Source organism: Cellulomonas sp. NTE-D12, from assembly GCF_027923705.1.
Classification (GTDB): Bacteria; Actinomycetota; Actinomycetes; order Actinomycetales; family Cellulomonadaceae; genus Cellulomonas.
Map to the genome: position 1 here is coordinate 73759 of NZ_AP026442.1, position 25568 is coordinate 99326.

Here is a 25568-nt window from a genome sequence, read left to right on the forward strand (position 1 = left end):
CCCTAACCGGCACACGTGTCCAGGTTGCGGCGCGTCGCCGCGGGAGCGCTCACACGGTCGGGCGACGGCGCCGTCGCCGTCCCCCGGTCGTCAGTCCGTGAGGTGGTCCACCAGGTCCGCGGCGATGCCGGTGTACGACGCGGGCGTCATCGCCTGCAGTCGGGCGGCCACGTCGTCGGGCAGGCCCAGGCTGCCGATGAACTCGCGCATGTCCGCCGCCGTCAGCCGGTGCCCGCGCGTCAGCTCCTTGAGCCGCTCGTACGGGTTCTCCATGCCGGTGACGCCGGCGACCGAGGCGGCGCGCATCGCCGACTGGACCGGCTCCGCGAGCACCTCCCAGTTCTGGTCGAGCTCCGCGGCCAGCAGCGCCGGGTCGACCGCCAGCCCGCCGAGACCCCGGCGCACGTTGTCGATCGCCAGCAGGCTGTGCCCGAACGCCGGGCCGATGTTGCGCTGCGTGGTCGAGTCGGTCAGGTCCCGCTGCAGGCGGCTGGTGACCAGGGTCGCGGCGAGGGTGTCGAGCAGGGCGGAGGAGATCTCGAGGTTCGCCTCGGCGTTCTCGAACCGGATCGGGTTCACCTTGTGCGGCATCGTCGAGCTGCCGGTGGCGCCCGGGACGGGGATCTGCGTGAAGACGCCGCGGGAGATGTACGTCCACACGTCCGTCGCCAGGTTGTGCAGCACGCGGTTGAACCGGGCGACGTCCGCGTACAGCTCCGACTGCCAGTCGTGCGACTCGATCTGCGTGGTCAGCGGGTTCCAGGTCAGGCCGAGGTGCTCGACGAACGTGCGGGAGACGAGCTGCCAGTCAGCGCCCGGCACCGCGGCGGTGTGCGCGCCGTACGTTCCGGTGGCGCCGTTGAGCTTGCCGAGGTACTCGTCGGACTCGATGCGGCGCAGCTGCCGGCGCAGGCGGTGCGCCAGCACGGCGAGCTCCTTGCCGAGCGTGGTCGGCGTGGCCGGCTGGCCGTGCGTGAGGGCCAGCATCGGCAGCGCGCGGTGCTCGGCTGCCAGGGCGGCCACCTGGTCGACGAGGTCGACGGCCGCGGGGAACCACACCTGCTGCACGGCCCCGCGCACCATCAGCGCGTAGGACAGGTTGTTCACGTCCTCGCTGGTCAGCGCGAAGTGCACCAGCTCACCGACCGACGGCAGCACGGTGTCGGTGCCCAGCGCCTCGGGCGCTGCCGCCAGCCGCCGCTTGAGGAAGTACTCGACCGCCTTCACGTCGTGCACCGTGGTCCGCTCGATCGCGGCCAGCTCGGCGATCTCCTCGGCGCCGAAGCTGTCCACCACCCCGCGCAGGTACTCCTCCTCCGCCGGGTTGAGCGACGGGGCGCCGGGCACCACCGCGTGCGCGCACAGGTGGATCACCCACTCGACCTCGACGGCGATGCGGGCGCGGTTCAGCGCGGCCTCGGAGAGGTGGTCCACCAGGTCGGCGACGGCCGGACGGTAGCGGCCGTCCAGCGGGCCGAGGGCGATGGCAGGGGTGATGTCGGCCAGGCGCACGCGGGGCATGGCAGCAGTGTCCCAGAGCGGTGGCCGACGACGGCGTGGGGTGCGGACGTCGAGACGGTGAGGCCCGTCGGACGGCTGCGACGGGGTCGTCGCCGGCGTGTCGTGCACCCACAGCCCGGACGGCGCGCTCGTCGTCCGTGTCCTCGATGCTCGGGCGCCCGCCGCGCCCGGGGGCGTCCCTAGCGTCCCGGCCGTGGACATCCGAGGGGCGCAGGTGGTGCTGACGGCGGCGCAGCAGGACGTGGGGTGGGTGCGGGCGCAGGTGGCCGCCTGCCAGGGGCTGCCGTGGAGGTCGCCGGCGGCGGTCGCGTACGAGGACCAGGTCGCGGCGGCCGCTGGGGACCTCGGCCGGTGTGCCCGGGGACTCGTCACGTCGGGACATCTCGTGGCGGCCGGGCTGAACGGTGGACCCACCTGGTGCACCTCGGACGACGGACCGGTACCGCCGGTGCCGGGCGGCGCGATCCCGCCGTCGCGCTCGACGGTGGGCGGCACCTCGGTCCGGGTGGGTGCCGACGGGGTGACCAGCGTCGACCCGCAGGCCCTGCAGACCGCCGCCGCCACGCTCACGTCGTGCGCCGAGCGCCTCGACCACGTCCACGCGTCGCTGTCCACGCTGACGGTCGCGCTGCCGACGCCGGTGCTGGTCGACAACCACCAGCGAGCCTCGATCTGCCTCCTGCTCACCGCCCGCTGGTCGCCGTACCACCTGGCGGAGCACCTGCGGGAGCTGGCGAAGCGGCTGCACGCCGCGGCGGAGGTGCACGCGGCCGGCGAGAGCACCGTGTCGGGGGTCGTGCGCGGGGCGGGCGCCGTCTGGGGCGGCCTCCTCGGGCTCCTGCCCGCGCCGGTGCTGGCAGTCGAGGGCGTGCTGGCAGCGGGCACCACCGCGCTCGCCGGCCTCGCCCTGGTCGGCGAGACCGCGCGCGTCGTGGGGCCCGAGAAGGCCGCGCAGCTGGCGGCGGCGACCGGGGCCGCGGCGGCGAAGGCGGCCGTGCGCTCGGGGGCGGTCGAGGTGGCGACGACGACCGTCTCGGCAGTCGCACGGGGGCAGGTTGGCGGCCTCCCCACGCTGCACCCGGTACCCGGTGGTGCTGCGGCGCTCGCCGGGCTGATGACCGGGCCGGCGGGCACGGCCGTGGTGACGCCCGTGGCGGCACCGGTGCCGCAGCCGGCACCGTATGGCCTGGCCGACGTGATGCAGCTGGTCGCCACCAGCTACGGCGGCTCGGCGGCGCCGGACACCGAACCGGGCACGGTGACCATCCAGCGGCTGGACCGACCCGACGGCACGCGCTCCTGGGTGGTTGCCGTGCCCGGCACGCAGACCATGGCGATGTCCGGGACGGTCCCCACGGACATGGGCACCAACCTGCGCCTCGAGGCGGGTCTCGCCGACACGATGACGGCCGGCGTCCTGGCCGCGATGCGGCAGGCCGGCATCCCGGCCGGCCAGCCCGTGACGCTGGTCGGCCACAGCCAGGGCGGCATGGTGGCGATGAACGTCGCGTCCCGGGCCGGCAAGGAGTTCACCGTCGGCGCGGTGGTGACCGCCGGCTCACCGGACGTGCCGGCGCAGCTGCCGTCCACCGTCCCGGTGATCCGCATGGAGCACGTGGAGGACGGCACCGCGCGGCTCGACGGAGCGCCGACCCGGGTGACGCCGCAGGTGACGGCGATCACCAGGCAGCTGGCCGACGACGGCCAGGGCACGCCGGACTGGGGCAGCGCGCACGGGATCCAGAACTACGTCGAGACCGGTCGTCGAGTGGACGAGGCGGCCGCGGAGGCGCCGGGGTCGATCCCGGGAGTCAGCGCGCTCGACGACGTGCTCGGTGGTCCAGGGACCGTCGCGACGACGTCGCAGTACGTGATCCGGCGGGAGGTGGACTGACGGGTCAGTGCACGCGGCGGCGGCCGACCACCAGGGACAGCACCCAGCTGACGATGCTGATGATCAGCGCGCCGACCACGGCCGTGCCGAAGTTGTCGACCTGCAGGCCCCACTCGGCGTGGCTGGTGATCCAGGCGGTGAGCATGAGCATCAGGGCGTTGACGACCAGCGTGAACAGGCCGAGCGTCAGCACGTACAGCGGCAGGGAGAGCATGGCCACGATCGGCTTGACGATCGCGTTGACCAGGCCGAAGACGAAGGCCACCAGCAGCAGCACGCCGACGGTGCTGCCGGTGAACCCGCCGCCGGCCACCTTCACGTGCATACCGCTGAGCAGCTGCGTGGCCAGCCAGATCGCCACGCCGTTGATGAGGACCCGCAGCACGAAGCGCACGGTTCGATCCTGCCAGCCGGACCCGCCCGCCGACCAGGCCTGACGTGCATCGATACCTGGTCAGCGGGTCGGACGGTCGGCCCGGCGGGCGTCAGCGTCCGAACTTGGCCCTCGCCTCGGGGCTCACCGGTGTGAAGCAGTTGACCAGGGTGCCGTCGGGGTCGCGCAGCAGCAGCGAGCGGTTGCCCCAAGGCATCGTCGTCGGCTCGTTGACGAAGGTGCCACCGGCGTCGGTCAGCCCGTCGTGCAGCCGTGCGTACACGGCGTCCACGTCGTCCACCAGGAACTCGACGATCGCCGTGCGGTTGTCGGCGGCGTGGACGGCACCGGGCGCGAACGCGGCGACGGTCCGTGTGCTGCCGATCGCCAGCGTGCCGGCGGGCGTGGGCAGCTCGGCGAAGTCGGGGGTCGCCCAGTGGACGGGGGTGTCGGTGACGAGCTCGTAGAACGCGGCCAGGCGGGAGACGTCGTCGGTGATCACGCGGACGGAGACGAGCGAGGCGGGACGGTGGGGAGCGGGGTCGGTCGAGGTCATGCGGTGACGCTAGGACGGATACAGGACAGGATCCGCCCGGTTTACGCGAGGATGTCGGGGTGACCCGTCCCACTGCCCGCGTGCTGGCCCTGCTCGAGATCCTGCAGGCCGGTGGGACGCGCACCGCCGTCGATCTGGCGGAGCGGCTCGGGGTCGACGAGCGGACCGTCCGCCGGTACGTCGAGCACCTGGTGGACCTCGGCATCCCGGTCGAGTCGGTGCGCGGCCGCTACGGCGGCATCCACCTGGTGCCGGGCTACCGGATGCCCCCGTTGATGCTGACGGACGACGAGGCGCTCGCGGTGGTCGTGGGCCTCGTCGGCTCGCGTCGGTCCGGGTCCGCGGGATCCGGCGGCGTGCCCGGCGCGAGCACCGTCGCCCGGGAGAGCGCCACCGCGAAGGTGCTGCGGGTGCTGCCGAAGACGCTCGCGCACCGGCTCGACGCCCTGCTGACCGGCGTGCGGTTCACGGCGCCGACCGGCGACCCGGCAACGGTGCAGGCCGACCACCTGCTCGTGGTGGCCGAGGCGGCGCGGGACCGTCGGCCGGTCGCCCTCGACTACACCGACTCACAGGGCCGCCGCAGCAGCCGGACGATCCACCCGTACGGCATCGTCGCCCACGCCGGCCGGTGGTACGTGACCGCCGCCGACCCGGCGGCACCGGGCGTCCGGACGTTCCGGGTGGACCGGATCGAGGCCCTCAGCACGCTGCCGGGCTCGTTCGAGGTGCCGGAGGGGTTCGACCCCGCCGGTGCGCTGCTGCAGGCGGTGGCCGGTGCACCACGTCGGCACGCGGTCCGGCTGCGCGTCCAGGCGCCGGTGGACGCCGTGCGCGGCATGTTCCCGGCGGGCATCGCCACGCTGGACGACACGGATGACACGGACGACACGGGCTGGACGCGCGTGGTGATCCAGGTGGAGCGGCTCGACTGGGTGCCGACGGTCCTCGCGGGCGTCCCGGTGCCGGTCGTCGTCGACGGACCGGAGGAGCTCCGGCCGCTGGTTCGCGCCCTGGCGGCTCGGTTGACCGCAGCCGCAGCCCCGGCCGCAGCCACAGCCGCCGCCCCGGCCGCGGAGGGCTGACGGCGCGGTGGCATGCTGTCCGGCGTGACCCGCGCCCCCCGCGTCCCGCTGCGCCGTGCCCTCGCCGACCTCCCGCCGTACGTGCCGGGCGCCCGCGCCGGCGGCGGGGCGATGGCGTACAAGCTGTCGTCCAACGAGAACCCGTTCCCGCCGCTGCCCTCGGTGATGGCGGCGATCGCCGACGGTGCGGTGGACGTGAACCGGTACCCGGACATGTACGCCACCGAGCTGACGGAGGCGATCGCGCGGCACCTGGACGTGCCGGTCGAGTCGGTCGTGACCGGCGGTGGGTCGGTGGCGCTGCTCGGCCACGTGCTGGCCGCCGTGTGCGAGGCCGGCGACGAGGTGGTGCTGCCGTGGCGCTCGTTCGAGGCGTACCCGATCTACATCACGCTGGCCGGTGCCGTCGGCGTGCCGGTGCGGGTGGGTGCGGACGGCCGCCTGGACCTGGCTGCCATGGCGGCCGCCGTCACGCCGCGCACGCGCGTGATGCTGATCTGCACGCCGAACAACCCGACGGGCCCGGCGGTGCGCGCCGACGAGCTGGCGGTGCTGCTCGACGCCGTGCCGAAGGATGTGCTGGTGCTGCTGGACGAGGCGTACGTCGAGTTCGTCCGCGACCCGGAGGCGGCCGACGGCCTTGCGGTCTTCGCCGAGCACCCCAACGTCGTGCTGCTGCGTACGTTCTCCAAGGCGTACGGGCTGGCCGGTCTGCGCGTCGGCTACGCCGTCGCCCGCCCCCGCCTGGCCGCGGCGATCCGGGCCGCCTCGACGCCGTTCGGGGTGTCGCACATCGGCCAGCTCGCGGCGCTGGCGTCCCTGGCGGCGCAGCAGGAGATGCGGACCCGGGTCGACGCGATCGTCGCCGAGCGTGCGCGCATGCTGACCGGCCTGCGCACCCAGGGCTGGGACGTGCCGGACAGCCAGGCGAACTTCGTCTGGCTGGCGCTCGGGGAGCACGCGAAGTCGTTCGCGGACCGGTCGGCCCGTGCAGGCGTGCTGGTGCGGCCCTTCGCCGGCGACGGCGTGCGGATCAGCGTCGGCGAGACCGAGGCGACGGACCTGCTGCTCGAGGTGACCGCGGAGCTCGTGCGGCGCTGAGCGCGTCCCACTGGCCGGGCGCGGCCCGGCGCGGCACGCTGTGGGGAGCCGACAAACCGGCCCCGGAAGGCTTGTCGGCACCCCGGCCGGGAAACCTACGGTTGCGTAGCCTACGCTGACGTAGGTTCGGCGCCGGGAGCGGGCGCACCGCCGCACACGAGGAGCACGCGTGACCACTCTTCCCACGTCTCTCCCCCGGCACGAGGGCCCTCTGACGGAGGACGGCCTCGTGCAGCTGCTCACCCCCGCCGGCGAGCGCGTGGCGCACTCCGACCCCTATGCGGACGCGCTGGACGCCTCCCGGCTCCGCGCGATGTACCGCGACATGGTGCTGGCCCGCCGGTTCGACACCGAGGCGACCAGCCTGCAGCGGCAGGGCGAGCTGGCGCTGTGGGCCCAGGCGCTGGGTCAGGAGGCGGCGCAGGTCGGTTCCGGGCACGCCGTGCGCGACCAGGACCAGGTGTTCCCCAGCTACCGCGAGCACGGCGTGGGCATGGTGCGCGGGGTCGACCCGGTGGACATCCTGCGGCTGTTCCGCGGCGTGGACCACGGCGGCTGGGACTCGGAGGCGGTCAGCTTCCACCTGTACACGCTGGTGGTGGGCGCCCATCCGCTGCACGCCGTCGGCTACGGCATGGGGCTGCAGCGCGACGGGCTGGTCGGCACCGGCGACGCGGCGCGGGACGCCGCGGTGATCACGTACTTCGGTGACGGGTCCACGTCCCAGGGCGACGTCAACGAGGCCCTCGTCTTCGCCGCCGTGAACCAGGCGCCTGTCGTCCTGTTCTGCCAGAACAACCAGTGGGCGATCAGCGAACCCACCACCCGGCAGGCGCTGGTGCCGATCGCCGACCGCGCGCCCGGCTTCGGCATCCCCAGCGTCCGGGTGGACGGCAACGACGTCATCGCCACCTACGCCGTCACGGCCGCGGCGCTGGACCGGGCCCGCAACGGCGGCGGCCCCACCTTCATCGAGGCGTTCACCTACCGGATGGGGGCCCACACCACCTCCGACGACCCGACGCGCTACCGCACGCACGAGCAGGAGGAGCACTGGCGGCGTCGCGACCCGATCGACCGCCTGAAGGCCTACCTCGAGACCGCCGGCGAGCTGCCCGAGGTGTTCCAGGCCGAGCTGGCCGGCGAGGCCGACGCCCTCGGCGAGCGGGTCCGCACCCAGGTGCGCGCGATGCCGAAACCGCCGGCGGACAGCATGTTCGAACACGTGTACGCCACCCCGCACGCGGTGGTGGACGGCGAGCGCGCGGCGTTCGCGCAGTACGAGGCGTCGTTCCTGGACACCGAGGAGGCCCACCGATGACCACCACCACCGAGCGGCGCACCGCGGCCGCCCCGTCCGGCGTCCAGAAGCTGACCTTCGCCAAGGCGATCACCCTCGGACTTCGTCGGGCGATGGCCGACGACCCCAAGGTGCTGCTGATGGGCGAGGACATCGGCAGGCTCGGCGGCGTGTTCCGCGTGACGGACGGGCTGTACGACGAGTTCGGCGCGCAGCGCGTGGTGGACACCCCGCTGGCCGAGTCGGGCATCGTCGGCACCGCCATCGGCCTGGCGCTGCGCGGCTACCGGCCGGTGTGCGAGATCCAGTTCGACGGGTTCATCTTCCCGGCGTTCGACCAGATCACCACCCAGCTGGCCAAGCTGCACTACCGCTCCCGCGGTCGGCTGACCGTCCCGGTCGTGATCCGGGTGCCCTACGGCGGCGGCATCGGCGCGGTGGAGCACCACAGCGAGTCGCCGGAGGTGCTGTTCGCGCACACGCCCGGCCTGCGGGTGGTCAGCCCGTCGAGCCCGGCCGAGGCGTACACGATGATCCAGGCGGCGATCGCGTCGCCGGACCCCGTGCTGTTCTTCGAGCCGAAGGTCCGGTACTGGGAGAAGGGCGAGGTGGACCTCGGCCCGGCCGACGACGAGCGGCTCTCGGGTTCCGTCCCCGCGCCGGACGACGCCGTGCTGAACCGGGCGCGCGTCGTCCGCCCCGGCACCGACGTCACCGTGGTGACCTACGGCGGGAGCGTGGCGACCGTGCTGAAGGCGGCCGACGCCGCCGCGGCCGAGGGCACCAGCCTCGAGGTGATCGACCTGCGTGCCATCTCACCGCTGGACACCGCGACGGTCGCCGAGTCGGTCCGCCGCACCGGCCGCTGCGTCGTGGTGCACGAGGCGCCGGTGCTGTACGGCTCCGGTGCCGAGGTCGCGGCGCGGATCACCGAGGAGTGCTTCTACCACCTGCAGGCTCCGGTGCTGCGGGTCGGCGGTTTCCACACCCCCTACCCGGTGGCCAAGCTCGAGCACGAGTACCTGCCGAGCCTGGACCGCGTGCTCGACGCCGTGGACCGCACGCTCGCGTTCTGACCGGCCGACCCACCCGCCGTTCCGCGGCCTTCCCCCTGACGTACCGAGGAGACACCGGTGCCGACCTACCAGCAGTTCCCGCTGCCCGACGCGGGTGAGGGCCTGACCGAGGCCGAGATCGTCGAGTGGCGCGTCGCGCCCGGCGACGTGGTGAGCGTCAACCAGACGATCGTCGAGATCGAGACCGCCAAGTCGCTGGTCGAGCTGCCGTCGCCCTGGTCAGGGGTGGTCAGCCGGATCCTGGTCGAGGTGGGCACCACGGTGGACGTGGGGACGCCGATCATCGAGATCGACACCGACCCCTCGGGGACGGCGGCGCCGGCGGCCGGTGGCGGCGCGGTGAGCGGGGCCCAGTCGCCGCACGGCCACCACGAGCACCCGTCCCGTGCGTCCGAGGAGCCGGGCGGTGCGGAGGAGATCGGGGCCGCCCGTGACGAGCGGGCGGAGACCTCCGGATCCGTGCTGGTCGGGTACGGGCTGGGGTCGGGTGGGTCCGCTCGGCGTCCGCGCGCGGGCGTTGCGGGCGCCGGGGGCGCGGCGACGAGTCCGGCCGCCCCGGCCCCCACAGGCGCACCGGTCAGCACGTCGCCGGCCACCGCGTCTGCGGCGCCTGCCGCCGCGGGCGCACCCGTGGCGGCACCCGTCCCCCCGGCGGCACGTCCGGCCGGCGCGGGGAACGGCAGTGCCCTCGCGGCGCCGAGCACCGCCGCACCGTCGTCGGGATCGTCGTCGGTCGTTTCCTTCCACGCGCTCGCCAAGCCGCCCGTGCGCAAGCTCGCCAAGGACCTGGGCGTCGACCTGGAGATCGTCACGGCGACCGGTCCCGGGGGGATCGTGACCAGGGAGGACGTGCTGGAGCAGGCCAACCGGGCGGAGGGCCGCACGCTCGCCACCTACCCGGGCGACGACGCGCCCTGGCTGGCCAGCGGCACGGTGTCCGCCGACGGCCGCCAGACGCGGGTCCCCGTGAAGTCGGTGCGCAAGCGCACCGCCGAGGCGATGGTCACCAGCGCGTTCACCGCCCCGCACGTCACGGTGTTCCACACGATCGACGTCACGCGCACCATGCACCTGGTGCAGCGGCTGCGCGCCGACCGCGAGTTCGCCGACGTCCGGGTCACCCCGCTGCTGATCGCCGCCAAGGCCCTGCTGCTCGCGGTGCACCGGCACCCCGAGGTCAACGCCTCGTGGGACGACCAGACGCAGGAGATCGTCTACAAGCACTACGTGAACCTCGGCATCGCCGCGGCCACGCCGCGCGGTCTGGTGGTGCCCAACATCAAGGACGCGAACCGGATGAACCTGCTGCAGCTGGCGCAGGCGCTCGGCGAGCTGACCGCGACCGCACGGGCCGGCAAGACGTCCCCGACGGGGATGTCCGACGGCACCATCACCATCACCAACGTCGGGGTGTTCGGCATCGACACCGGGACGCCGATCCTCAACCCGGGCGAGGCCGCGATCCTGGCGTTCGGCGCCATCCGTGAGCAGCCCTGGGTGCACAAGGGGAAGATCAAGGTCCGCCACGTGACCCAGCTGGCGCTGTCCGTCGACCACCGGCTGGTGGACGGGGAGCTCGGCTCGCGGGTGCTCGCCGACATCGCGACGATCCTGGCCGACCCGGCGCAGGCGCTCGTCTGGGGCTGACCCCCGCGGGCGTGCGCAGGCTCCTCCGGCGCCCGTGAGCCGCGCGGCCGGGCGGGAACGACCTTCCCTTTCGCGCTGTACGCCTGGTGTACGTACACAGGGCGCACAGCGCGAAAGGGCATCAGGGTTGAGGACGGCCCGAGAGGGCGCCACTGCCCGACGGGCCCAGCGGCTCGACAGGGCCGAGCGGCTCGGCCGGCTCGACAGGGCTCATCGGCTCGACAGAGCTCGGCGGATCGTTAGGCCGAGCGGCTCGGCCGGCCCACCAGGGAGGTCGGCCGTGGGCCTCGGGTCAGGCCTGCTCGATGCGGACCATGTTGCCGGCCGGGTCGCGGAACGCCGCGTCGCGCACGCCCCAGGGCTGGCTGACGGGCTCCTGCAGCACCTCCGCACCGGCCGCCGCGGCGACCTTCTCGAAGGTCGCGTCGAGGTTGTCGGTGCGCAGCTGCAGCATGCCGAGCGCGCCCTTGGCCAGCAGGGCGGCCAGCGCGTCGCCGTCCTCCTGGGAACGGCCGGCGTGCGCCTCGGACAGGACGATGTTGATCTCCGGCTGGCTCTCGTTCACCAGGGTGATCCAGTGGAAGCCGCCCTGGGCGACCTCGTTGCGCACGGTCATGCCGAGCGTGTCGCGGTAGAACGCGAGGGCGGAGTCGATGTCGTCGACGGCGACGTGGACGCCGCTGAGGGAAACGGTCATGACGACGACGCTAGGCGGGCGCCGTGGCGGGTGCTTCTTCGAAACTGCTCGATTCGAAGCTGCTCGACGGCACGGTGTCCGGCGTGGCGCCGGGGCCGGGGCCGGCCACCGCCGAGGTGCTGGAGCGTCGGCGCTGCGGCCGGGTGACGGCCATCACCTGGCAGACGGGCACGTCGTGCAGGGGGGAGTGGTCAGCGGCGCGGTACTCGCTGGGGGTCTGGCCCACCAGCTCGGTGAACCGGGAGCTGAACGAGCCGAGGCTGGTGCAGCCCACCTCGAAGCAGACCTCGGTGACGCTGAGGTCGCCCCGTCGCAGCAGGGCCTTGGCCCGCTCGATGCGCCGGGTCATCAGGTAGGCGTACGGCGTCTCGCCGTAGGCCTCGCGGAACCGGCGGCTGAAGTGTGCCGTGGACATGAACGCGGTGGCAGCCAGCGCGGGGACGTCCAGCGGCTCGGCGTACTCGCGGTCGATCCGGTCACGTGCGCGGCGCAGCCGTCGCAGCTCGTCGAGGTCCGCCGCCATGCACCGATTGTGCACATGGCCGCGGCTCGACCGCTGCCCCCTGCTCCCGCCCCGGGTGGCTGGCGTCGTCAGGTCTCGGCGGGACCGACGCGCACGAGTCCCGTCTGGTAGGCGACCACCACCAGCTGGGCGCGGTCGCGCAGGTCGAGCTTCACCATCGAGCGGTTGACGTGCGTCTTCACCGTGGCGGGGGAGATCACCAGGCGTTCGGCGATCTCGTCGTTGGTCAGCCCCTCGGCCACGAGGGCGACGATCTCGCGCTCGCGGTCGGTCAGCTGCTCCAGCCGCGCCGGGACGCCGGCGGCGGCGACCCGGTTGGGCTGGGAGAGGAACGTGGTGATCAGGCTACGGGTGGCGGCCGGCGACAGCAGCGCCTCACCGGCCGCGACCAGGCGGATCGCGTCGAGCAGGTCGTCCGGGTCGACGCTCTTGCCGAGGAACCCGCTGGCGCCGGCGCGCAGCGCGAGGAAGACGTAGTCGTCCAGCTCGAAGGTGGTGAGCACCAGCACCTTCACGCCGGCCAGGTCCTCGTCCGAGCAGATGCGGCGGGTGGCCTCGAGGCCGTCCACTCCTGGCATCCGGATGTCCATCAGCACCACGTCGGCGCGGGCGCTGCGGGCCAGCTCGACGGCCTGGGCGCCGTCGGCCGCCTCGCCGACCACCTCCAGGTCGTCGGCGCCGTCCACCAGCACGCGGAACCCGGCACGGATCAGCGCCTGGTCGTCGGCGATCACCACGCGGGTGGTCATCGATCCGCCGTCCGCGGCGCCAGCGGCAGCTGCGCGGCGACCCGGTAGCCGCCGTCCTTGGTCGGGCCCGTCTGGAGCTGCCCACCGGCCGCCGCGACCCGTTCCCGCATGCCCACCAGCCCGAGGCCCGAGCCGATCGGTCCGTCCTCGGAGGGCGTCGGGCCGTCGCCGGTACCGCGCGGCACCGCACGGGCCGGCGGCCGGTCGTTGGTGACCGTCACCTCCAGACGATCGCCGCGCGTGGACAGCAGCACGGTGGCGCGAGCCCCGGCAGCGTGCTTCTGCACGTTCGTCAGCGCCTCCTGCACCAGGCGGAACGCCGTCAGGTCGACCGCGGGCGTCAGCTGCCACGGCGGCCCGGACCGTTCGACGGTCACCGGTGTGCCGATCGCGCGGGACGACGCCACCAGCTCCCCGACGCGGTCCAGGCCCGGTGTCGGGGCGGTCGGCAGGTCGGCCTCGTCCTGCCGGAGCACGCCCAGCACCGACTGCAGCTCGGTCAGCACTGCCTTCGCGGACTCGCGCACGTGGTGCAGGGCCTCGCGCGCGGCGGCGGGATCACGCTCGACGACGTGCTCGGCGACGCCCGCCTGCACGCTGATCACCGCGGCGTGGTGCGCGATCGCGTCGTGCAGCTCGCGCGCGATGCGCACCCTGTCCTCGGCCACCCGGCGCAGCGCGGTCTCCTCGCGGGTCTCCTCCGCGCGCCGGGCCCGGTCCTGCAGCGCCGCGAGGCTGGCGCGCCGTCCCTGCACGGCCATGCCGAGCGCCGCGGCCGTCCACAGCCAGAGGATCAGGTTGTGCCGTCCCCACACCTGGTCGGCCACGGTCAGGCCGAGGGCCCAGGTGGCTCCGAGCACCACGGAGGTGGTCGCAGCGGCCACCAGCGCGTGGGCGCGGGAGGCGCGGCTGGCGTAGACGTACAGGGCGATCACGAGGGCAAGCTGGGCCAGGTTGACCGACCACTCGCCCAGGAGCGCGGCGAGAGCGGCCGTGCCGGTGGCGAGCAGGGTGACCAGCGGCAGTCGCCTGACCTGGGTCAGGGCGGCTGCGCTCACCAGTGTCAGGACGACGTCCGGCCGGGTGATCCTCAGGTCGAAGTCGCCGCCGTAGCGTCCGGACTGCGCCATCAGGGTGGGCACCCGCAGGAACACCACGGCGAGGACGACGGCCACCAGCAGGTCGACCAGAGCCGGGCGCGCACGCAGCTCCCCGACGACCGTCCTGACCCTCACCATGCGCGCCACCCTAGGTCCGCCCTCATCTGGAGCTCGCCCGGACTGCCGCCGGTCCCGGGCGGTCGAGCGTCGCCGCGTGTCGGCGGGGAGGTCCGCCAGCCCTTTCGGGCTGTACGCCTGGTGTACGTACACCGGGCGTACAGCGCCGGAAGGGGATGGTGCCGAGCCGGGCCGAGCCGAGCTGAGCCGAGCCGAGCCGTCGGTGCACCGCCTGGTCAGACGTCGCGCCGGCTGATCGCCCACACCGCGCCGCCCACGACCGCGAGCACCCACACGACCAGCACCGCGGCGCCCGCGCCGGAGCTCAGCACGTCCGTCCCGGCGCGGTCGATCGTGGTGAACGCCGCCGCGGACGAGCTCGGCAGGTACTTCAGCGCCGGGTCCCAGCTGGCGGGCAGCAGCGCGCCGGCCAGCTGCGGCAGCACCAGCAGACCGGCGATCAGCACGCCGATGCTCCCGGCGACGCTGCGCAGCAGGACGCCGAGACCCATGCCGAGCAGGCCGGCGGCGGTCAGGTAGCCCGCCATGCCGACCACCTGGCGCAGCACCCCGGGGTCACCGAGCGCCGCCGTGTGGTTGCCGCCGGAGTGCAGCACGGACATGCCGAGGAAGAACGCCCCGAACACCCCGACCAGCGTGCTGACCAGCAGCACGGCGGTCAGCACCACCGCCTTGCTCAGCACCACCTGCCAGCGCCGCGGCACGGCTGCCACGGTCGAGGCGATCATGCGCGAGCCGTACTCGCGGGCGCCGAGGATGCAGCCGAGCACGCCGACCACCAGCACGCCGAGGTTGGCGCCGGTCAGCACGGTGGCCACCGGCCCCATCTCGGCGAACCGGCCCGCACGGCCCGTGTCCCCCATGCGGTTGTTGGACATCGCGGCGGCCAGTGCGGAGAAGCCGATGAGCAGGGCGACCAGCAGGGCCTGGCCCACCCAGCTGGCGCGCAGCGTGCGGAACTTGATCCACTCGAAGCGGATCACCCGCCCGAAGCTCTGCCGGTAGTGCCTGATCAACCGTCCGTCGGGCAGGACGGTGGTCGGGGACGGGATCGTGGTGGTCATCAGGCGGCGCTCCTCTGGGCGGTTCCGGCGTGCGGGGCGTGGTGCTCGACGGCACCGGCGTACTCGACCTCGTCGCGAGTCAGCGCCATGTAGGCGGACTCGAGCGAGCCGGTGCGGGTGGCCAGCTGGTGCAGGCGCAGGCCGTGCGCGGCGGCGATGTCGCCGATCTCGTCGGCCGCACGTCCTCGAACCTCGAACGTCCCGGACTCCGTGGAGGTGAGGGTCACGCCGTCGCCGGCGAGCAGCGGGGCGAGCGTGGCGGCGTCGGGCGAGGCGACGACGACCGTGCCGACCGACGCGTTCGCGATGAACTCGGCGATCGGCATGTCCGCGAGGATCCGGCCCCGGCCGATCACCAGCAGGTGGTCCGCCACCAGCTCCAGCTCGCTCATCAGGTGCGACGACAGCAGCACCGTGCGGCCCTCCGCGGCGAGCTCGGCCAGCAGCGCGCGGATCCACTGGATGCCGTCGAGGTCCAGCCCGTTCACCGGCTCGTCGAGCAGCAGCACCGTCGGGTCGGCCAGCAGCGCCGCCGCGATCCCCAGCCGCTGTCCCATGCCGAGCGAGAACTCCCGCGTCCGCTTGCCCGCCACGTGGCTGAGCCCCACGGTGCCGAGCACCTCGTCGACCCGACGCGGTCCCACGCCGACCGTGGCGCCCAGCGCCAGCAGGTGGTTGCGCGCCGTCCGGCCGCCGTCCGTCCCCTTGGCGTCGAGCAGCGCGCCGACCTCCGCGAGGGGAGCCCGCGAGTCGACGTACGGCCGCCCGTTGACCAGGGCGACGCCGGAGGTCGGCCGGTCCAGGCCGAGCACCACCCGCATGGTGGTGGACTTCCCGGCGCCGTTGGGTCCGAGGAAGCCGGTGACCACCCCCGGGGGGATGGTGGCGCTGATGCCGTCGACGGCGACCTTGTCGCCGTACCTCTTGGTCAGCTGATGGAGCTCGATCATCGTTCCGCCTGTCTGTGGGCTGGTGGCGGACGTGCCGTGTCACGGGCGTGGTCCGGTGGAGTGCGGGACCAGCGTCGCCTGGTGGCGGCCTCGTCGTCGTCCTCCGACCGGACCGTCGTCCGCGTACGACGAGCGCGGTACGCGACGTCGCACGCCTCTGGCGGAGGGGAGCACTGATACGGCACGGTGGGCTGCCGCCCGCCCGTCGACCCCGGAGCACCCCGTGAGCCAGCACGAGCCGACCCCGTCCTCCCTGCCGACCCTGTCCTCCTTGCCGACCCCGTCCGCCCTGCCGACCCCGCCGCCCGAGCCTCCCTACTACGCCGTCGTGTTCACGTCGCTGCGCACACCGGGCGACCAGGGCTACGCGGAGCGCTCCGACGAGATGGAGCGGCTGGCCGTCGGCATGCCGGGGTTCCTCGGGCTGGACTCGGCGCGCGACGCCGACGGGTTCGGAATCACGGTGTCGTACTGGCGGGACGAGGAGTCGATCGCCGCCTGGCGCGACCAGGCGGACCACGCCGCGACGCGCGCGGACGGGCGCGCGCACTGGTACGAGTCCTTCACGGTGCACGTCGCCAAGGTCGAGAGGTCGTACGACTTCCACCGCTGACCTGGTGCGGCGGACCTCTCGGTGCCAAGGTCGGCACCGAGGGGGCGTCCGATGCGCGTGCTTCGGTGGGTGGCGTGGGCGGCGGTGGCCGCATGGGTCGCGCTGTTCGTCGCGTGGATGATCCAGGGCCGGGAGCTGCCGATCCCGTTCGTCGCAGCGCCGTACGTGGCGTTCGGCGTGCTGTTCCTGGTCGCGGTGGTGCGGAACGTGGTGCGGCCGCGGCGCGGCGGTGCGGCGCGGGCGACGCTCGGCCCCGTGGTGCGGGGGTTCGACGACGTGCAGGACATCTACTTCGGGCGGACGCCCGGCATCACGCCGCGCTACGGCAGCGACGAGCCGGACGTCGCATCGCTCGTCGAGCCGCACCCGGACCCGCTCGACGAGCGGCGGTGGGTGGTCCCGCCGCAGCAGCCGCGTCCCTGACCGTCACGTCGGCAGGCTCGGTCAGGAGCGGCGGGGGCGTTCGACGACGAGCAGGACGAGCGCGAGCGAGATGGCGGCCGTCTCCGTGATGGCGGACGTCCAGATGGGGACGCCCGTCCACTGCTCGTGCACGCCGAACAGCCCGTGCGCCGTGGTGGAGACGAGGAACGCGCCGAACGTCGCCACGCCGAAGCCGAGGGCGCCGAGCAGCGGCAGCCAGTGGCGCCAGACGAGCAGCAGCACGCCGATCACCAGGCCGCCGACGGCGTTGAGCAGGAACGCGGGACCGACCACCGTGAACTGACGGAACCCCGAGAACCACAGCTCGAGGTGCACCACGGCGGACAGCAGCACGCACGCGGCGAGCAGGCCGCGCAGCACGTCGGAGGCCGCCTGGCGTCCGGTGTGCCAGGTGCCGGCGGGAGAGCGGGACGTCGTCGTCCCCGGCTCGGACACGGCTCAGCCCTTGCCCGCCACGACGGTGCCGTTCACCACGTGCACGTCGACCGGGGGGAGCGGGGACGGCGCCGGGCCCTGCTTCACCGAGCCGTCGAGGCCGAACACCGAGCCGTGGCACGGGCACTCGAGGTCGGTCTTGGCGGCCATCACCGTGCAGCCCTGGTGCGTGCAGATCGCCGAGAAGGCGGTGACGGTACCGGCTGTCTGCTGCACCAGCAGCACCGGCTTGCCGTCGACCTTGGTGGCCAGCGCGCCGCCCACCGGGATGTCCGAGACCTTCGCCAGACCGCCGGCGGCACCGCCGCCGGAACCGGAGCCGCCGGCAGCTCCCGACCCGCCGGAGCCGCCCGACGACGAGGCGCCGCACGCCGCGAGGACGCCGACGGCCGCCACGCCGAGCCCCACGGCGCCGCCGCGCACCAGCAGGTCACGCCTGCTCAGGCCGGGTGCCTCCGCGGTGTCGGTCTGCTCGGTCGAGCTCATGCACGCCTCCGGGGTGAGCGCAAGGGTCAGACGTCCTGACCTGCACCGACGCTAGTCGGTCGCGGCGTCCGGCTGCCCGTCGGTCGCCGGATTCACAGCAACCTTTACGTCCGCGGCGGCGGTGCGCTCGTCGGACACGCGCTCGTCGGCTGCCGCCGCACGCTCGTCGTGCGCCCGCTCGTCCGCCTGCCGGCTCTGGATGCCCGACACGTTGCGCAGCGGCAGCTCGGGCACCAGGAGGGTCAGCACGATGCCGGCCACCATGACGATCGCCGCGAGCAGCAGCACCTTGTCCACCGACTGGCTGAAGCCGACCAGGAACGGCTGCGCGAGGCGCGGGTCGAGGGCGTTGATGAAGGCGGAGTCGTCCAGCGACGGGGCAGGACCACCCTTGAGCATGCCGATCACGGCGGCGTTGGCCGGGTTGGCCGCGACCGCCGGGTCCGCCACGGCCGCGAGGAACGACGGGGTCTTGACGGCGGCCCGGAACGCCGTGGCGATGTTGTCGCCCACCGTCGAGAACAGCACGGACAGGAACACCGCGGTGCCGAGGGTGCCGCCCATCTGCCGGAAGAACAGGGACGACGACGTGGCGACCCCCATGTCCTTGGCCGGCACGGCGTTCTGCACGGCGAGCACCAGCGGCTGCATGACGAAGCCGAGGCCGAGGCCGAACACCACCGAGTACGTGAAGAACTGCGCCATCGGCGTGGTCGGGGACAGCCGGGAGAACAGCAGCGCGCCGATGCCCATCAGCACCGTGCCGCCCACCGGGAACACCTTGTAGCGACCGGTGCGGGCGGTCGTCTGACCCGAGGCGATCGACGCCGTCATGATCCCGACCGTGAAGGGGATCAGGACGAGGCCGGCCTTCGTCGGGCTCAGGCCCCGAACGATCTGCAGGTAGAGCGGCAGGGTCGCCAGGCCGCCGAACATGCCGAGGCCGATGACGGCGTTGGCGCCCGCGCCGACCGAGAAGGTCCGGTTGCGGAACATGTAGAGCGGCAGGATCGCGTCGGCGCCGGCCCGGGTCTCCGCCGCGAGGAACAGGCCGATGCCCACCACGCCGATCGTGTAGCAGAGCAGCGCGTTGCCCGAGCCCCAGCCCCACGCGCGGCCCTGCTCGGCGACCAGCAGCAGCGGCACCAGCGCGACGATCAGGGCCAGCGCGCCCGGCCAGTCGATGCGGTGCTCCACCTTGCGCAGCGGCGGCAGGTGCAGCACGCGCCAGATCACCGCGATGCCGACCAGGCCGAGCGGCACGTTGACCAGGAACACCCACCGCCAGCCGGTGATGCCGAGGATGTGCGGGGTGCCGGCGAAGAACCCGCCGATCACCGGGCCGAGCACGGACGACGTGCCCCACACCGCCAGGAAGTAGGCCTGGTAGCGCGCGCGCTCCCGGGGTGCGACGAGGTCGCCGAGGATGGTGATCGCCAGGCTCATCAGGCCGCCGGCGCCCAGGCCCTGCAGGCCGCGGGCGAGCGCCAGCTGGTACATCGACCCGGCCATGCCGCTGAGGATCGAGCCGATGACGAACAGGCCGATCGCCGTCATGTAGAACGGCTTGCGGCCGTAGATGTCGGACAGCTTGCCGTACAGCGGCGTGGCGATCGTCGAGGTCAGCAGGTACGCCGTGGTGACCCAGGCCTGCAGCGACAGGCCGTGCAGGTCGTCGCCGATGGTGCGGATCGCCGTCGCGACCACCGTCTGGTCCAGGGCCGCGAGGAACATGCCGATCATCAGGCCGCCGATGATCGTGAGGATCTCGCGGTGGCTCGGGGCGTGCAGGCCGGCGGACTGTGGCGACGCCGGGGACGCGGCCCCTGAGGCGGCGGGAGGCGAGGCCTCCGGGGTGCTCTGCTGGTCGGTGCGAGAGGACATCGGACCTTCTCGGGCTCTGGGCGGTCGCTGGGACGGTGCGTCGTCGCTGGGACGGTGCGTCGTCGCCGGGGCGGTGCGGTGTGGTCGGGTGCTGCTCGTTGCGGCGCGCGGGGCGCACCGCGGTGCGAGGGCCGAGCGAAGGCGTCGCAGGACGTCCGTCGGCAGCTTCCCCGCACAACACCGTCCACAGCGAGATGTGTTCCCGCTGTGCGCCGGCGGCGGCCGTGCAGCGACGACGGTCGGCTCAGGTGCGATCGATCGTCAGCCGCTGTCCCGACGAGCACGGCGAGACGCGCCCCGGCCTGCGTGCGGCCGGACGGGGATCCGTCGAACCGTCCACAACCCCGCTGATTTGCCGTATTTCCTCGACTGAGGGCCGGCCTTTTCCACCCAATTCACGTCGGGGTGTATGAGGGCTCCCCAGTGTGCTGACCTGCGCCTACGCACCAACCGCTATGTCAGTGGTCGTCGGTAGTGTCGTTCGAGTGGAAAGCCGGTGCGGCGGCCGGGGAATGTGCAGAGGGAGGTGAAGGCGTGGGTGGGATATCGGCGGTTCAGAGTGCGGCTGGACCGCAGGGGATGACCGGTGCCGCGTCGACCCTTCTCGCCCTGACGGCTGCGGTGGACGACGTCGTCGGGCTCGTGCGCGTTGTCGAGGCGGACCACCGCGGCGGCCAGGACTCGATCGACCTCCTCCTCGGCGTCCGGGCGCAGCTCGACAGGCTGGTGGTCGCGTCCTCCTGCCTCGCTGTGACGGTGGACGCCGACGGGTGGTGGGCGTTGGAGGGTGCGCGGTCGTTCTCCCACTGGCTGGCCGCCGCGTCGGGGTTGTCGGTCGCCCGCGCGCGTGAGGTCGTCGCGACCGGTCGGGCGCTGCGGGACCACCTCCCGGCCACGGCGCGTGGGGCCCTCGACGGCGAGATCGGCGCCGAGCAGGCGGCCGTTCTCGCCAGGCTCGCACCCACGTCGGACGCCCGACGCGCTGCGCTCGCCGCTCCGGCGGAGGAGTGCGGCGAAGGGTTCCTGACGGCTGAGGCGAAGGTGCTTCCCGTCGGCTCCTTCCGACGGCTCGTCCAGCGATGGGCGGCGGCGGCTGATCCGGAGGCGGACGAGCGTGGCTACCGGGACGCCTGCGACCGGGAGCACGTCACCCTGTCGACGACGACGGGCGGCGTCCAGCTCGCCGGGTTCCTCACCACCGAGCACGGTGCAGTGCTCAGCTCGGCCCTCGACTCCGTGATGACGCCGCCGGCGCCGGACGACAGCCGCTCGACGCCGCAGCGTCGCGCCCAGGCGCTCGCAGACGTGGCGCGGCTGTGCCTCGACCACGGTCTGGTCGGGACGGGCGCCGCCGTCCGGCCCCACGTGTCCTGCGTCGTGGACTTCGAGACCCTGCGCCGGGTCGTCGGTACCGACAGGGCCGGGAGGGGCGGGGCGGACCGTGCCGGGACAGCCGACGCCGGTCGGTTCGGTGGCTCCCGTCGGGGATTCCGGCTCCCGGCCGTGGCCGACGTCGAGCGGTTCGCCGTCGCAGAGGTCCTCGGGTCGGGTCCGGTGCCGCCCTCCGTGCTGGCACGGCTGGCCTGTGACAGCGAGATCAGCCGGGTGGTCTTCGGTCCGGACTCGCAGGTGATCAACGCGGGCCGTGCCGAGCGGACCTTCTCCGGACCACGGCGTCGAGCGGTCATCGCCCGTGACGGAACCTGTCGATATCCCGGGTGCAGCGCGCCGCCGGCCCTGTGCGAGGTGCACCACCTGGACGGCTGGGCCGCGAGGCAGGGCGAGACCGACGTGAACCGTGGCGTGCTCCTGTGCTGGCACCACCACGACGTCGTGCACCGGCGTGACATCCAGATCGACGCGGCGCCGAGCGGTGGGTTCGGGTTCCGCACGCGCCACGGCGCGCCCGTGGCCCGGTCCGCATGACGATGAGGAGTCCGAACCGTCGGGTGAGGAGCTCGGAAACGGTCGGGTGCGGTCCAGCGCGGGCGGATACGTCGAGGGCGACTGCTCGGCTGTGCCCGGACCGGTTCGCGGTGCAGCGCGGACGCCTGCTCGCCCGGCTGGGCACGGAATGCCCGACGGATGTGCCACCGCACGGGACGGTCACGGCGACCGGCTCAAGGACGACGGACCGTCAGTCGTTGCCCCGCACCGATCACCGCACGGGGCAGTCCCAGCACGATCCGTGAACCGGTCCCCGACTCGTCCGTCAGTCCGGTCACAGCCCTGTCGAGCTCCACGCCGTCCACCGCGACCCGGGGCACCGCCCCGAACCGGCCAGGCAGGCGCAGCTCAGACAGCGTCAGGCTGCCGTGCTCCACGCGCAGGGCGGCGCCACCGTGACCGAGCTCGACGGTGCCCCACGCCTCGCCGGTGACGAAGGGCAGGCGCGCCATGCCCGCGTGGTCGTCACGGTCGTCCGCCGCGAGGAGCGCCGCGATCGGCGCGAACGACAGCGTCCCGCGAGCGGCGTCGTGCTGCTGCCCGGTGATCGCAGTCAGCACGGTCCAGCCCGCCATCGACCGGGCGTAGTGGTCCCCGCACTCCACCTCGTTCCACGGGTTGCGCCGGGAGCCGTCGTGCCGTGCCCACAGGCCGCGCAGGATCGCCATGCCCTCGTCGACCAGGCCCTCGTACAGGCAGTGGCTGGCCACCTCGTACTCCGAGCCGCTCCACACCTCGTCGGCGTACCGGGTGGGGACGGTCGGCCGCCCACCCGTGGGCCACGAGCACATCACCAGCCCGGAGTCGTCGCCGTCGGCGTAGACCCGGTCCTGGTGCCCCGCGTCGCGGAACGACGTGCGGCGGTTGTGCCGCACCACGGCGCGCAGCGCCTGCACGACGTGCTCGCGGGGCAGCAGGTAGCCGAGGTCCAGGGTGTGCGCCCACCACTGGCCGATCAGCTGGTCGGACAGGCAGCCCGGTCCCCACTGGAAGCGGTCAGGCTCGTCCGGCGCCAACACCTGCACGTAGTAGTCGCCGTTCCACAGGCGACGGTCGTACTCGGCGGATCCCGCCTCGAACCGGTCGCGGCACCAGCGGGCCCGCGCGTCGTCGCCCTGGAGCAACGCCAGCTCCTCGGCCGCGCGCAACGCCGCGAGCCAGAGGGTGCCCATGAAGGGGTTGGTGCCACGCAGGTCGATGTCGTGGGTGCTCGGCTGGATGCCCGAGAGCACCCCGGTGCCTGCGGGGTCCCACCGCTGGGCGACGTGGTCGAGCAGCGCGCCGATCCGCGGCCACCGCCGGGACAGCCAGGCGTCGCCGGCTCCGGCCCGCAGCTCGCGGTAGCACTTGAGGACCGCGCCGAGCATGCCGTCCAGCGCGGGCTCGTCGGGGCCGCCGATCGTCACGTCCCACAGCTGCGGCAGGTACGTCGGGGCGATGACGCGGTGCGGCAGGGAGCCGTCCGGCGCCTGGGCCACGTCGAGCTCGGTGTCGCGCATCGACAGCTCGAGCGACGGGAACAGCGCGGCCATCGCGTGCTCGTAGTTCCACACATGCGTGCAGTTCAGCGGGCACGAGCCGCCGACCGCGCCGGCGTGGTGCAGGGTCGACGCACCGTTCACCCCCTCGAACCCGAACACCTCGCCGGTGCCGGCCCGGAAGACCGTCGGGGTGCGCAGGGGCACCGCCTGCGCTGCGAGCCGCTCGGCGACGTCGGTCGGCAGCGACGAGTCGCGGAGCGTGCGCCGCCAGGCGTCCGAGGCGCCGCGCAGCTCCTCCCAGCGCGCCGTCACGTCCGTGACGACGTCGGTGGCGCGCGGGTAGCGGCGCGCGTACCAGTTGCCGAGCCAGAACCTGGACAGGCCACGCTCGGGGTGGCGCGGCCCGAAGTCGGGGTAGTTGACGAACCGGTGGGGGAAGGACCATGCGAGGACGGCACGCACCGCCGTCGACTCGCCGGGTGCCAGGTGCCAGGGCACCGCGACGGCGCCGGCCCACGTCTGCCCGGCGGGGCTCGGTCCCCGCCAGCCGTTGCCACCCAGCTCGTCGCCGCCACCGACGAACGCGCTGAGCGACCCGTCCTCGGGCAGCCCCGGCACGACGAGCGCGCGCAGCCGCTCCGCGAGGTCCGCCGGGGTCGACCAGCACAGCTGCGCGACGGTGCCGTGCCCCTCGAGGGCGAGCGCCAGCTGGCCCGCCCGCGGGTCGCCGTCCGGGATCGAGCCGTTCTCGCACACCAGCGTGGTCCACCGGCCGGCGCGCTCGAGGCGGTTGGTGTTGCCGCCGTACCCCGGGTGATGGGTGCCGCGGGGGTTGACCACCCCGTCGGCACCGACGTCGTTCTGCAGGGCACCCGCGAACCAGCCGTGCAGGTGGTCGTCGGACCGGTTGGTCAGCCGCACCGTGAACATCGCCGCGGGGACCGAGCTGGTGTCGGCGTCGTGCGGCACCAGCGGGCTGAAGGCCTCGATCGTCACGCCCACCGGCAGGTCGGCGTCCACCACCTCCAGGTCGGCGAACGGGTAGAAGCCGCGCAGCCGGGTGCCTGTCACCGGCTGGAACGCCCCGAACAGCTCCTCGTGCCAGGCCGGGACCGCGGCGTCGTTCACCATCGGCACCGGTGGTGTCGCGAACGACCGCGCCTGCAGCACGCGCAGCCCGTCGACCGGCGGCTGCAGGCCGCTGTACCGCAGGGCGAAGAACGTGTTCGGCAGCTCACCGAGGTGGTTGCCGAGGTTGTGCAGCTGCCACTGCCGCAGCGCGCCGTCCGCGCCGATCGCCAGGTTGCCCGTGCCGATCCCGCCGAGGGGCAGTGCCGCGGCCGGCGCCGAGGCGTTGTCCAGGACCGACGCGTCCGTCATGCGCGCGGCGTCCGCGGCGGCGTGCTGCCGAGGTCCGGCACGGGGGCGGTGCCGAGGTGGACCTCCAGGTCGTCGGCGCTCGGTGCGGCCGGCCGGTGGGCGGTCGGACGATCGAGGTAGAAGACCGCGGTCGACGCGATGTCGTCGTGCAGCGGAAGGTAGCGCCAGCCGGACCGCCAGCCGAGGGCCTGGATGGTCACCCGCAGCCGCTCGTGGAACCGGATCGGGTCCGGCAGGTGCCAGCGGTACATGCCGAACCGCTGCTGCGAGACGTACAGCCCGTCGGGCCGGATCACCTGCGGCAGGCCGAGGTACGGCGTGGTGTACGGCGTGTAGCCCTGCCCGGGCACGTCGAAGTTCCACGCGCCGCCGAAGTAGTCCTCGGTACCGGTGCCGCAGATGGTGGGGAACTCGTCGTCGGAGTCCAGGTAGAACTTGATCTCGCCCTCGCCCCACCAGCCGTTGGCGTTCACGCCCCACGCCAGGTACGTCCCGACGTACTGGCCGGAGCCCTCGATGCCGTCGAGCAGCGTGTGCGGCACCTTGTCCGCCAGGGGGTTGGAGCGCCGCCACTGGGCGTGGAAGTAGCCCTCGCCGGAGTGGTCGCCGCCGACCTCGTAGGTGATCTGGTAGTACACGCGCACCTGGACGTCCGAGGTGTTCTCCAGCGTCAGCCGCGCCCCGGTGCGGAACGGCATCGGCCAGTACGAGTTGAACCCGCCGTGCGGGTTCGCGGCGACCACCTGCGAGCTGACCTGGGCGAAGACTCCCCAGCCGTTGCAGAAGAAGTCGCCGTACGGCACCTCGACGGCCGGTTCGGTGGACCCGTCCCAGTAGGCGCGCAGCAGCAGGGTCCGCCAGTTGTCCGTGTGCGTGGTGATCCACACGTGGGTGATCCGCCCGGCGCCCTCGATGCTCGCCAGCTCGAACGTCTCGCCGGCGGCGATGTCCACGCTGGGGGAGATCTTCCAGCCCGGTCCGAGGTCGCGGGCGTTCCACGCGCCGGTGCCTTCGGTCGCCCGGCCGCCGTGCCCGACGGCACCGGTGAAGTTCTCCGGCGAGATCGACCGGGTCTGCCGGTCGTTCAGTGCGCTGATGCTGCGCAGGTCCATGTCCACCCCTCG

23 protein-coding genes are annotated in these 25568 nt (G+C 73.5%); 9 read left to right on the top strand and 14 right to left on the bottom strand.

Annotation, left to right across the window (positions count from 1 at the left end):
* Positions 1-90: 90 nt before the first annotated feature.
* Positions 91-1521, bottom strand: a complete 1431-nt coding sequence (gene purB, locus QMF98_RS00320) for an adenylosuccinate lyase (protein WP_337974122.1) — start codon at positions 1519-1521, stop codon at positions 91-93.
* Between the two features lie 193 nt (positions 1522-1714).
* Between purB and QMF98_RS00325 the strand changes: the two genes are divergently transcribed.
* Positions 1715-3415, top strand: coding sequence for an alpha/beta fold hydrolase (locus QMF98_RS00325; protein WP_337974123.1), 1701 nt, complete (start codon positions 1715-1717; stop codon positions 3413-3415).
* 4 nt (positions 3416-3419) lie between these two features.
* Here QMF98_RS00325 and QMF98_RS00330 read toward each other — a convergent pair whose 3' ends face one another.
* Together QMF98_RS00330 and QMF98_RS00335 are read right to left on the bottom strand one after the other, a co-directional pair.
* Positions 3420-3809 carry a phage holin family protein gene (locus tag QMF98_RS00330; protein WP_291760475.1) on the bottom strand — a complete coding sequence of 130 codons (390 nt, stop codon included), beginning with the start codon at positions 3807-3809 and terminating at the stop codon, positions 3420-3422.
* A gap of 91 nt (positions 3810-3900) precedes the next feature.
* On the bottom strand, positions 3901-4344 hold the full coding sequence (locus QMF98_RS00335; RefSeq protein ID WP_337974124.1) for a VOC family protein: 444 nt from the start codon (positions 4342-4344) through the stop codon (positions 3901-3903).
* A 59-nt stretch (positions 4345-4403) separates the two neighbouring features.
* Between QMF98_RS00335 and QMF98_RS00340 the strand changes: the two genes are divergently transcribed.
* The 5 genes from QMF98_RS00340 (at position 4404) to QMF98_RS00360 (ending at position 10553) form a co-directional block, all read left to right on the top strand.
* Entirely contained in the window at positions 4404-5429 is a 1026-nt protein-coding gene (locus QMF98_RS00340; protein WP_337974125.1) for a helix-turn-helix transcriptional regulator, read from the top strand.
* Between the two features lie 12 nt (positions 5430-5441).
* Positions 5442-6530: a histidinol-phosphate transaminase gene (gene hisC / locus QMF98_RS00345; protein WP_337974126.1), complete on the top strand. Its 1089-nt coding sequence runs from the start codon at positions 5442-5444 to the stop codon at positions 6528-6530.
* A 169-nt stretch (positions 6531-6699) separates the two neighbouring features.
* Entirely contained in the window at positions 6700-7851 is a 1152-nt protein-coding gene (pdhA, locus tag QMF98_RS00350; protein ID WP_337974127.1) for a pyruvate dehydrogenase (acetyl-transferring) E1 component subunit alpha, read from the top strand.
* Positions 7848-8906 carry an alpha-ketoacid dehydrogenase subunit beta gene (locus QMF98_RS00355; protein WP_337974128.1) on the top strand — a complete coding sequence of 353 codons (1059 nt, stop codon included), beginning with the start codon at positions 7848-7850 and terminating at the stop codon, positions 8904-8906. The genes pdhA and QMF98_RS00355 overlap by 4 nt, the downstream gene beginning before the upstream one ends.
* Positions 8907-8963: 57 nt before the next feature.
* Entirely contained in the window at positions 8964-10553 is a 1590-nt protein-coding gene (locus QMF98_RS00360; RefSeq protein ID WP_337974129.1) for a dihydrolipoamide acetyltransferase family protein, read from the top strand.
* Between the two features lie 292 nt (positions 10554-10845).
* Here QMF98_RS00360 and QMF98_RS00365 read toward each other — a convergent pair whose 3' ends face one another.
* From QMF98_RS00365 to QMF98_RS00390, 6 genes are all read right to left on the bottom strand, one after another.
* Positions 10846-11250: a VOC family protein gene (locus QMF98_RS00365; RefSeq protein ID WP_337974130.1), complete on the bottom strand. Its 405-nt coding sequence runs from the start codon at positions 11248-11250 to the stop codon at positions 10846-10848.
* Between the two features lie 10 nt (positions 11251-11260).
* Positions 11261-11773: a helix-turn-helix transcriptional regulator gene (locus QMF98_RS00370; RefSeq protein ID WP_337974131.1), complete on the bottom strand. Its 513-nt coding sequence runs from the start codon at positions 11771-11773 to the stop codon at positions 11261-11263.
* A 68-nt stretch (positions 11774-11841) separates the two neighbouring features.
* On the bottom strand, positions 11842-12522 hold the full coding sequence (locus QMF98_RS00375) for a response regulator (RefSeq protein ID WP_337974132.1): 681 nt from the start codon (positions 12520-12522) through the stop codon (positions 11842-11844).
* Positions 12519-13760, bottom strand: a complete 1242-nt coding sequence (locus QMF98_RS00380; protein WP_337974133.1) for a sensor histidine kinase — start codon at positions 13758-13760, stop codon at positions 12519-12521. Before QMF98_RS00380 ends, QMF98_RS00375 begins: the two co-directional genes overlap by 4 nt.
* 215 nt (positions 13761-13975) lie before the next feature.
* Positions 13976-14824, bottom strand: coding sequence for an ABC transporter permease (locus tag QMF98_RS00385; protein WP_337974134.1), 849 nt, complete (start codon positions 14822-14824; stop codon positions 13976-13978).
* A complete protein-coding gene (locus QMF98_RS00390) occupies positions 14824-15774 on the bottom strand; it encodes an ATP-binding cassette domain-containing protein (protein ID WP_337974135.1) in 951 nt (316 codons plus the stop codon). The genes QMF98_RS00385 and QMF98_RS00390 overlap by 1 nt, the downstream gene beginning before the upstream one ends.
* A gap of 223 nt (positions 15775-15997) precedes the next feature.
* Here QMF98_RS00390 and QMF98_RS00395 point away from each other — a divergent pair, with 223 nt between their 5' ends.
* Entirely contained in the window at positions 15998-16387 is a 390-nt protein-coding gene (locus QMF98_RS00395; protein WP_337974136.1) for an antibiotic biosynthesis monooxygenase family protein, read from the top strand.
* 51 nt (positions 16388-16438) lie between these two features.
* Positions 16439-16810: a hypothetical protein gene (locus QMF98_RS00400; protein ID WP_337974137.1), complete on the top strand. Its 372-nt coding sequence runs from the start codon at positions 16439-16441 to the stop codon at positions 16808-16810.
* Positions 16811-16831: 21 nt separating this feature from the next.
* Here the strand turns inward: QMF98_RS00400 and QMF98_RS00405 are convergent, their stop codons facing one another.
* From QMF98_RS00405 to QMF98_RS00415, 3 genes are read right to left on the bottom strand one after another with little or no spacing between them, the layout of a single operon-like run.
* Positions 16832-17266, bottom strand: a complete 435-nt coding sequence (locus QMF98_RS00405; RefSeq protein WP_337974138.1) for a hypothetical protein — start codon at positions 17264-17266, stop codon at positions 16832-16834.
* A 3-nt stretch (positions 17267-17269) separates the two neighbouring features.
* Positions 17270-17752, bottom strand: a complete 483-nt coding sequence (locus QMF98_RS00410; protein ID WP_337974139.1) for a QcrA and Rieske domain-containing protein — start codon at positions 17750-17752, stop codon at positions 17270-17272.
* A 51-nt stretch (positions 17753-17803) separates the two neighbouring features.
* Positions 17804-19636 (bottom strand): MDR family MFS transporter, encoded by a 1833-nt coding sequence (locus QMF98_RS00415; protein WP_337974140.1) that lies wholly within the window; start codon positions 19634-19636, stop codon positions 17804-17806.
* A 579-nt stretch (positions 19637-20215) separates the two neighbouring features.
* Here QMF98_RS00415 and QMF98_RS00420 point away from each other — a divergent pair.
* Entirely contained in the window at positions 20216-21562 is a 1347-nt protein-coding gene (locus QMF98_RS00420; RefSeq protein WP_337974141.1) for an HNH endonuclease signature motif containing protein, read from the top strand.
* A gap of 194 nt (positions 21563-21756) precedes the next feature.
* Here the strand turns inward: QMF98_RS00420 and QMF98_RS00425 are convergent, their stop codons facing one another.
* The gene (locus tag QMF98_RS00425) at positions 21757-24444 is read right to left on the bottom strand and encodes a GH116 family glycosyl-hydrolase (protein ID WP_337974142.1); all 2688 of its coding nucleotides are present in this window, start codon (positions 24442-24444) and stop codon (positions 21757-21759) included.
* A complete protein-coding gene (locus tag QMF98_RS00430; RefSeq protein WP_337974143.1) occupies positions 24441-25556 on the bottom strand; it encodes a glycoside hydrolase family 172 protein in 1116 nt (371 codons plus the stop codon). Before QMF98_RS00430 ends, QMF98_RS00425 begins: the two co-directional genes overlap by 4 nt.
* Positions 25557-25568 lie beyond the last annotated feature (12 nt).

What these genes read in the sequence shown, in the direction of transcription:
- purB (WP_337974122.1), bottom strand. Translation starts at nt 1,521, where the DNA reads ATGCCCCGCGTGCGCCTGGCCGACATCACCCCTGCCATCGCCCTCGGC.
- QMF98_RS00415 (WP_337974140.1), bottom strand. Translation starts at nt 19,636, where the DNA reads ATGTCCTCTCGCACCGACCAGCAGAGCACCCCGGAGGCCTCGCCTCCC.
- QMF98_RS00370 (WP_337974131.1), bottom strand. Translation starts at nt 11,773, where the DNA reads ATGGCGGCGGACCTCGACGAGCTGCGACGGCTGCGCCGCGCACGTGAC.
- QMF98_RS00400 (WP_337974137.1), top strand. Translation starts at nt 16,439, where the DNA reads ATGCGCGTGCTTCGGTGGGTGGCGTGGGCGGCGGTGGCCGCATGGGTC.
- QMF98_RS00375 (WP_337974132.1), bottom strand. Translation starts at nt 12,522, where the DNA reads ATGACCACCCGCGTGGTGATCGCCGACGACCAGGCGCTGATCCGTGCC.
- QMF98_RS00380 (WP_337974133.1), bottom strand. Translation starts at nt 13,760, where the DNA reads ATGGTGAGGGTCAGGACGGTCGTCGGGGAGCTGCGTGCGCGCCCGGCT.
- QMF98_RS00365 (WP_337974130.1), bottom strand. Translation starts at nt 11,250, where the DNA reads ATGACCGTTTCCCTCAGCGGCGTCCACGTCGCCGTCGACGACATCGAC.
- QMF98_RS00425 (WP_337974142.1), bottom strand. Translation starts at nt 24,444, where the DNA reads ATGACGGACGCGTCGGTCCTGGACAACGCCTCGGCGCCGGCCGCGGCA.
- hisC (WP_337974126.1), top strand. Translation starts at nt 5,442, where the DNA reads ATGCTGTCCGGCGTGACCCGCGCCCCCCGCGTCCCGCTGCGCCGTGCC.
- QMF98_RS00430 (WP_337974143.1), bottom strand. Translation starts at nt 25,556, where the DNA reads ATGGACCTGCGCAGCATCAGCGCACTGAACGACCGGCAGACCCGGTCG.
- QMF98_RS00410 (WP_337974139.1), bottom strand. Translation starts at nt 17,752, where the DNA reads ATGAGCTCGACCGAGCAGACCGACACCGCGGAGGCACCCGGCCTGAGC.
- QMF98_RS00335 (WP_337974124.1), bottom strand. Translation starts at nt 4,344, where the DNA reads ATGACCTCGACCGACCCCGCTCCCCACCGTCCCGCCTCGCTCGTCTCC.
- QMF98_RS00420 (WP_337974141.1), top strand. Translation starts at nt 20,216, where the DNA reads ATGACCGGTGCCGCGTCGACCCTTCTCGCCCTGACGGCTGCGGTGGAC.
- QMF98_RS00385 (WP_337974134.1), bottom strand. Translation starts at nt 14,824, where the DNA reads ATGACCACCACGATCCCGTCCCCGACCACCGTCCTGCCCGACGGACGG.
- QMF98_RS00355 (WP_337974128.1), top strand. Translation starts at nt 7,848, where the DNA reads ATGACCACCACCACCGAGCGGCGCACCGCGGCCGCCCCGTCCGGCGTC.
- QMF98_RS00390 (WP_337974135.1), bottom strand. Translation starts at nt 15,774, where the DNA reads ATGATCGAGCTCCATCAGCTGACCAAGAGGTACGGCGACAAGGTCGCC.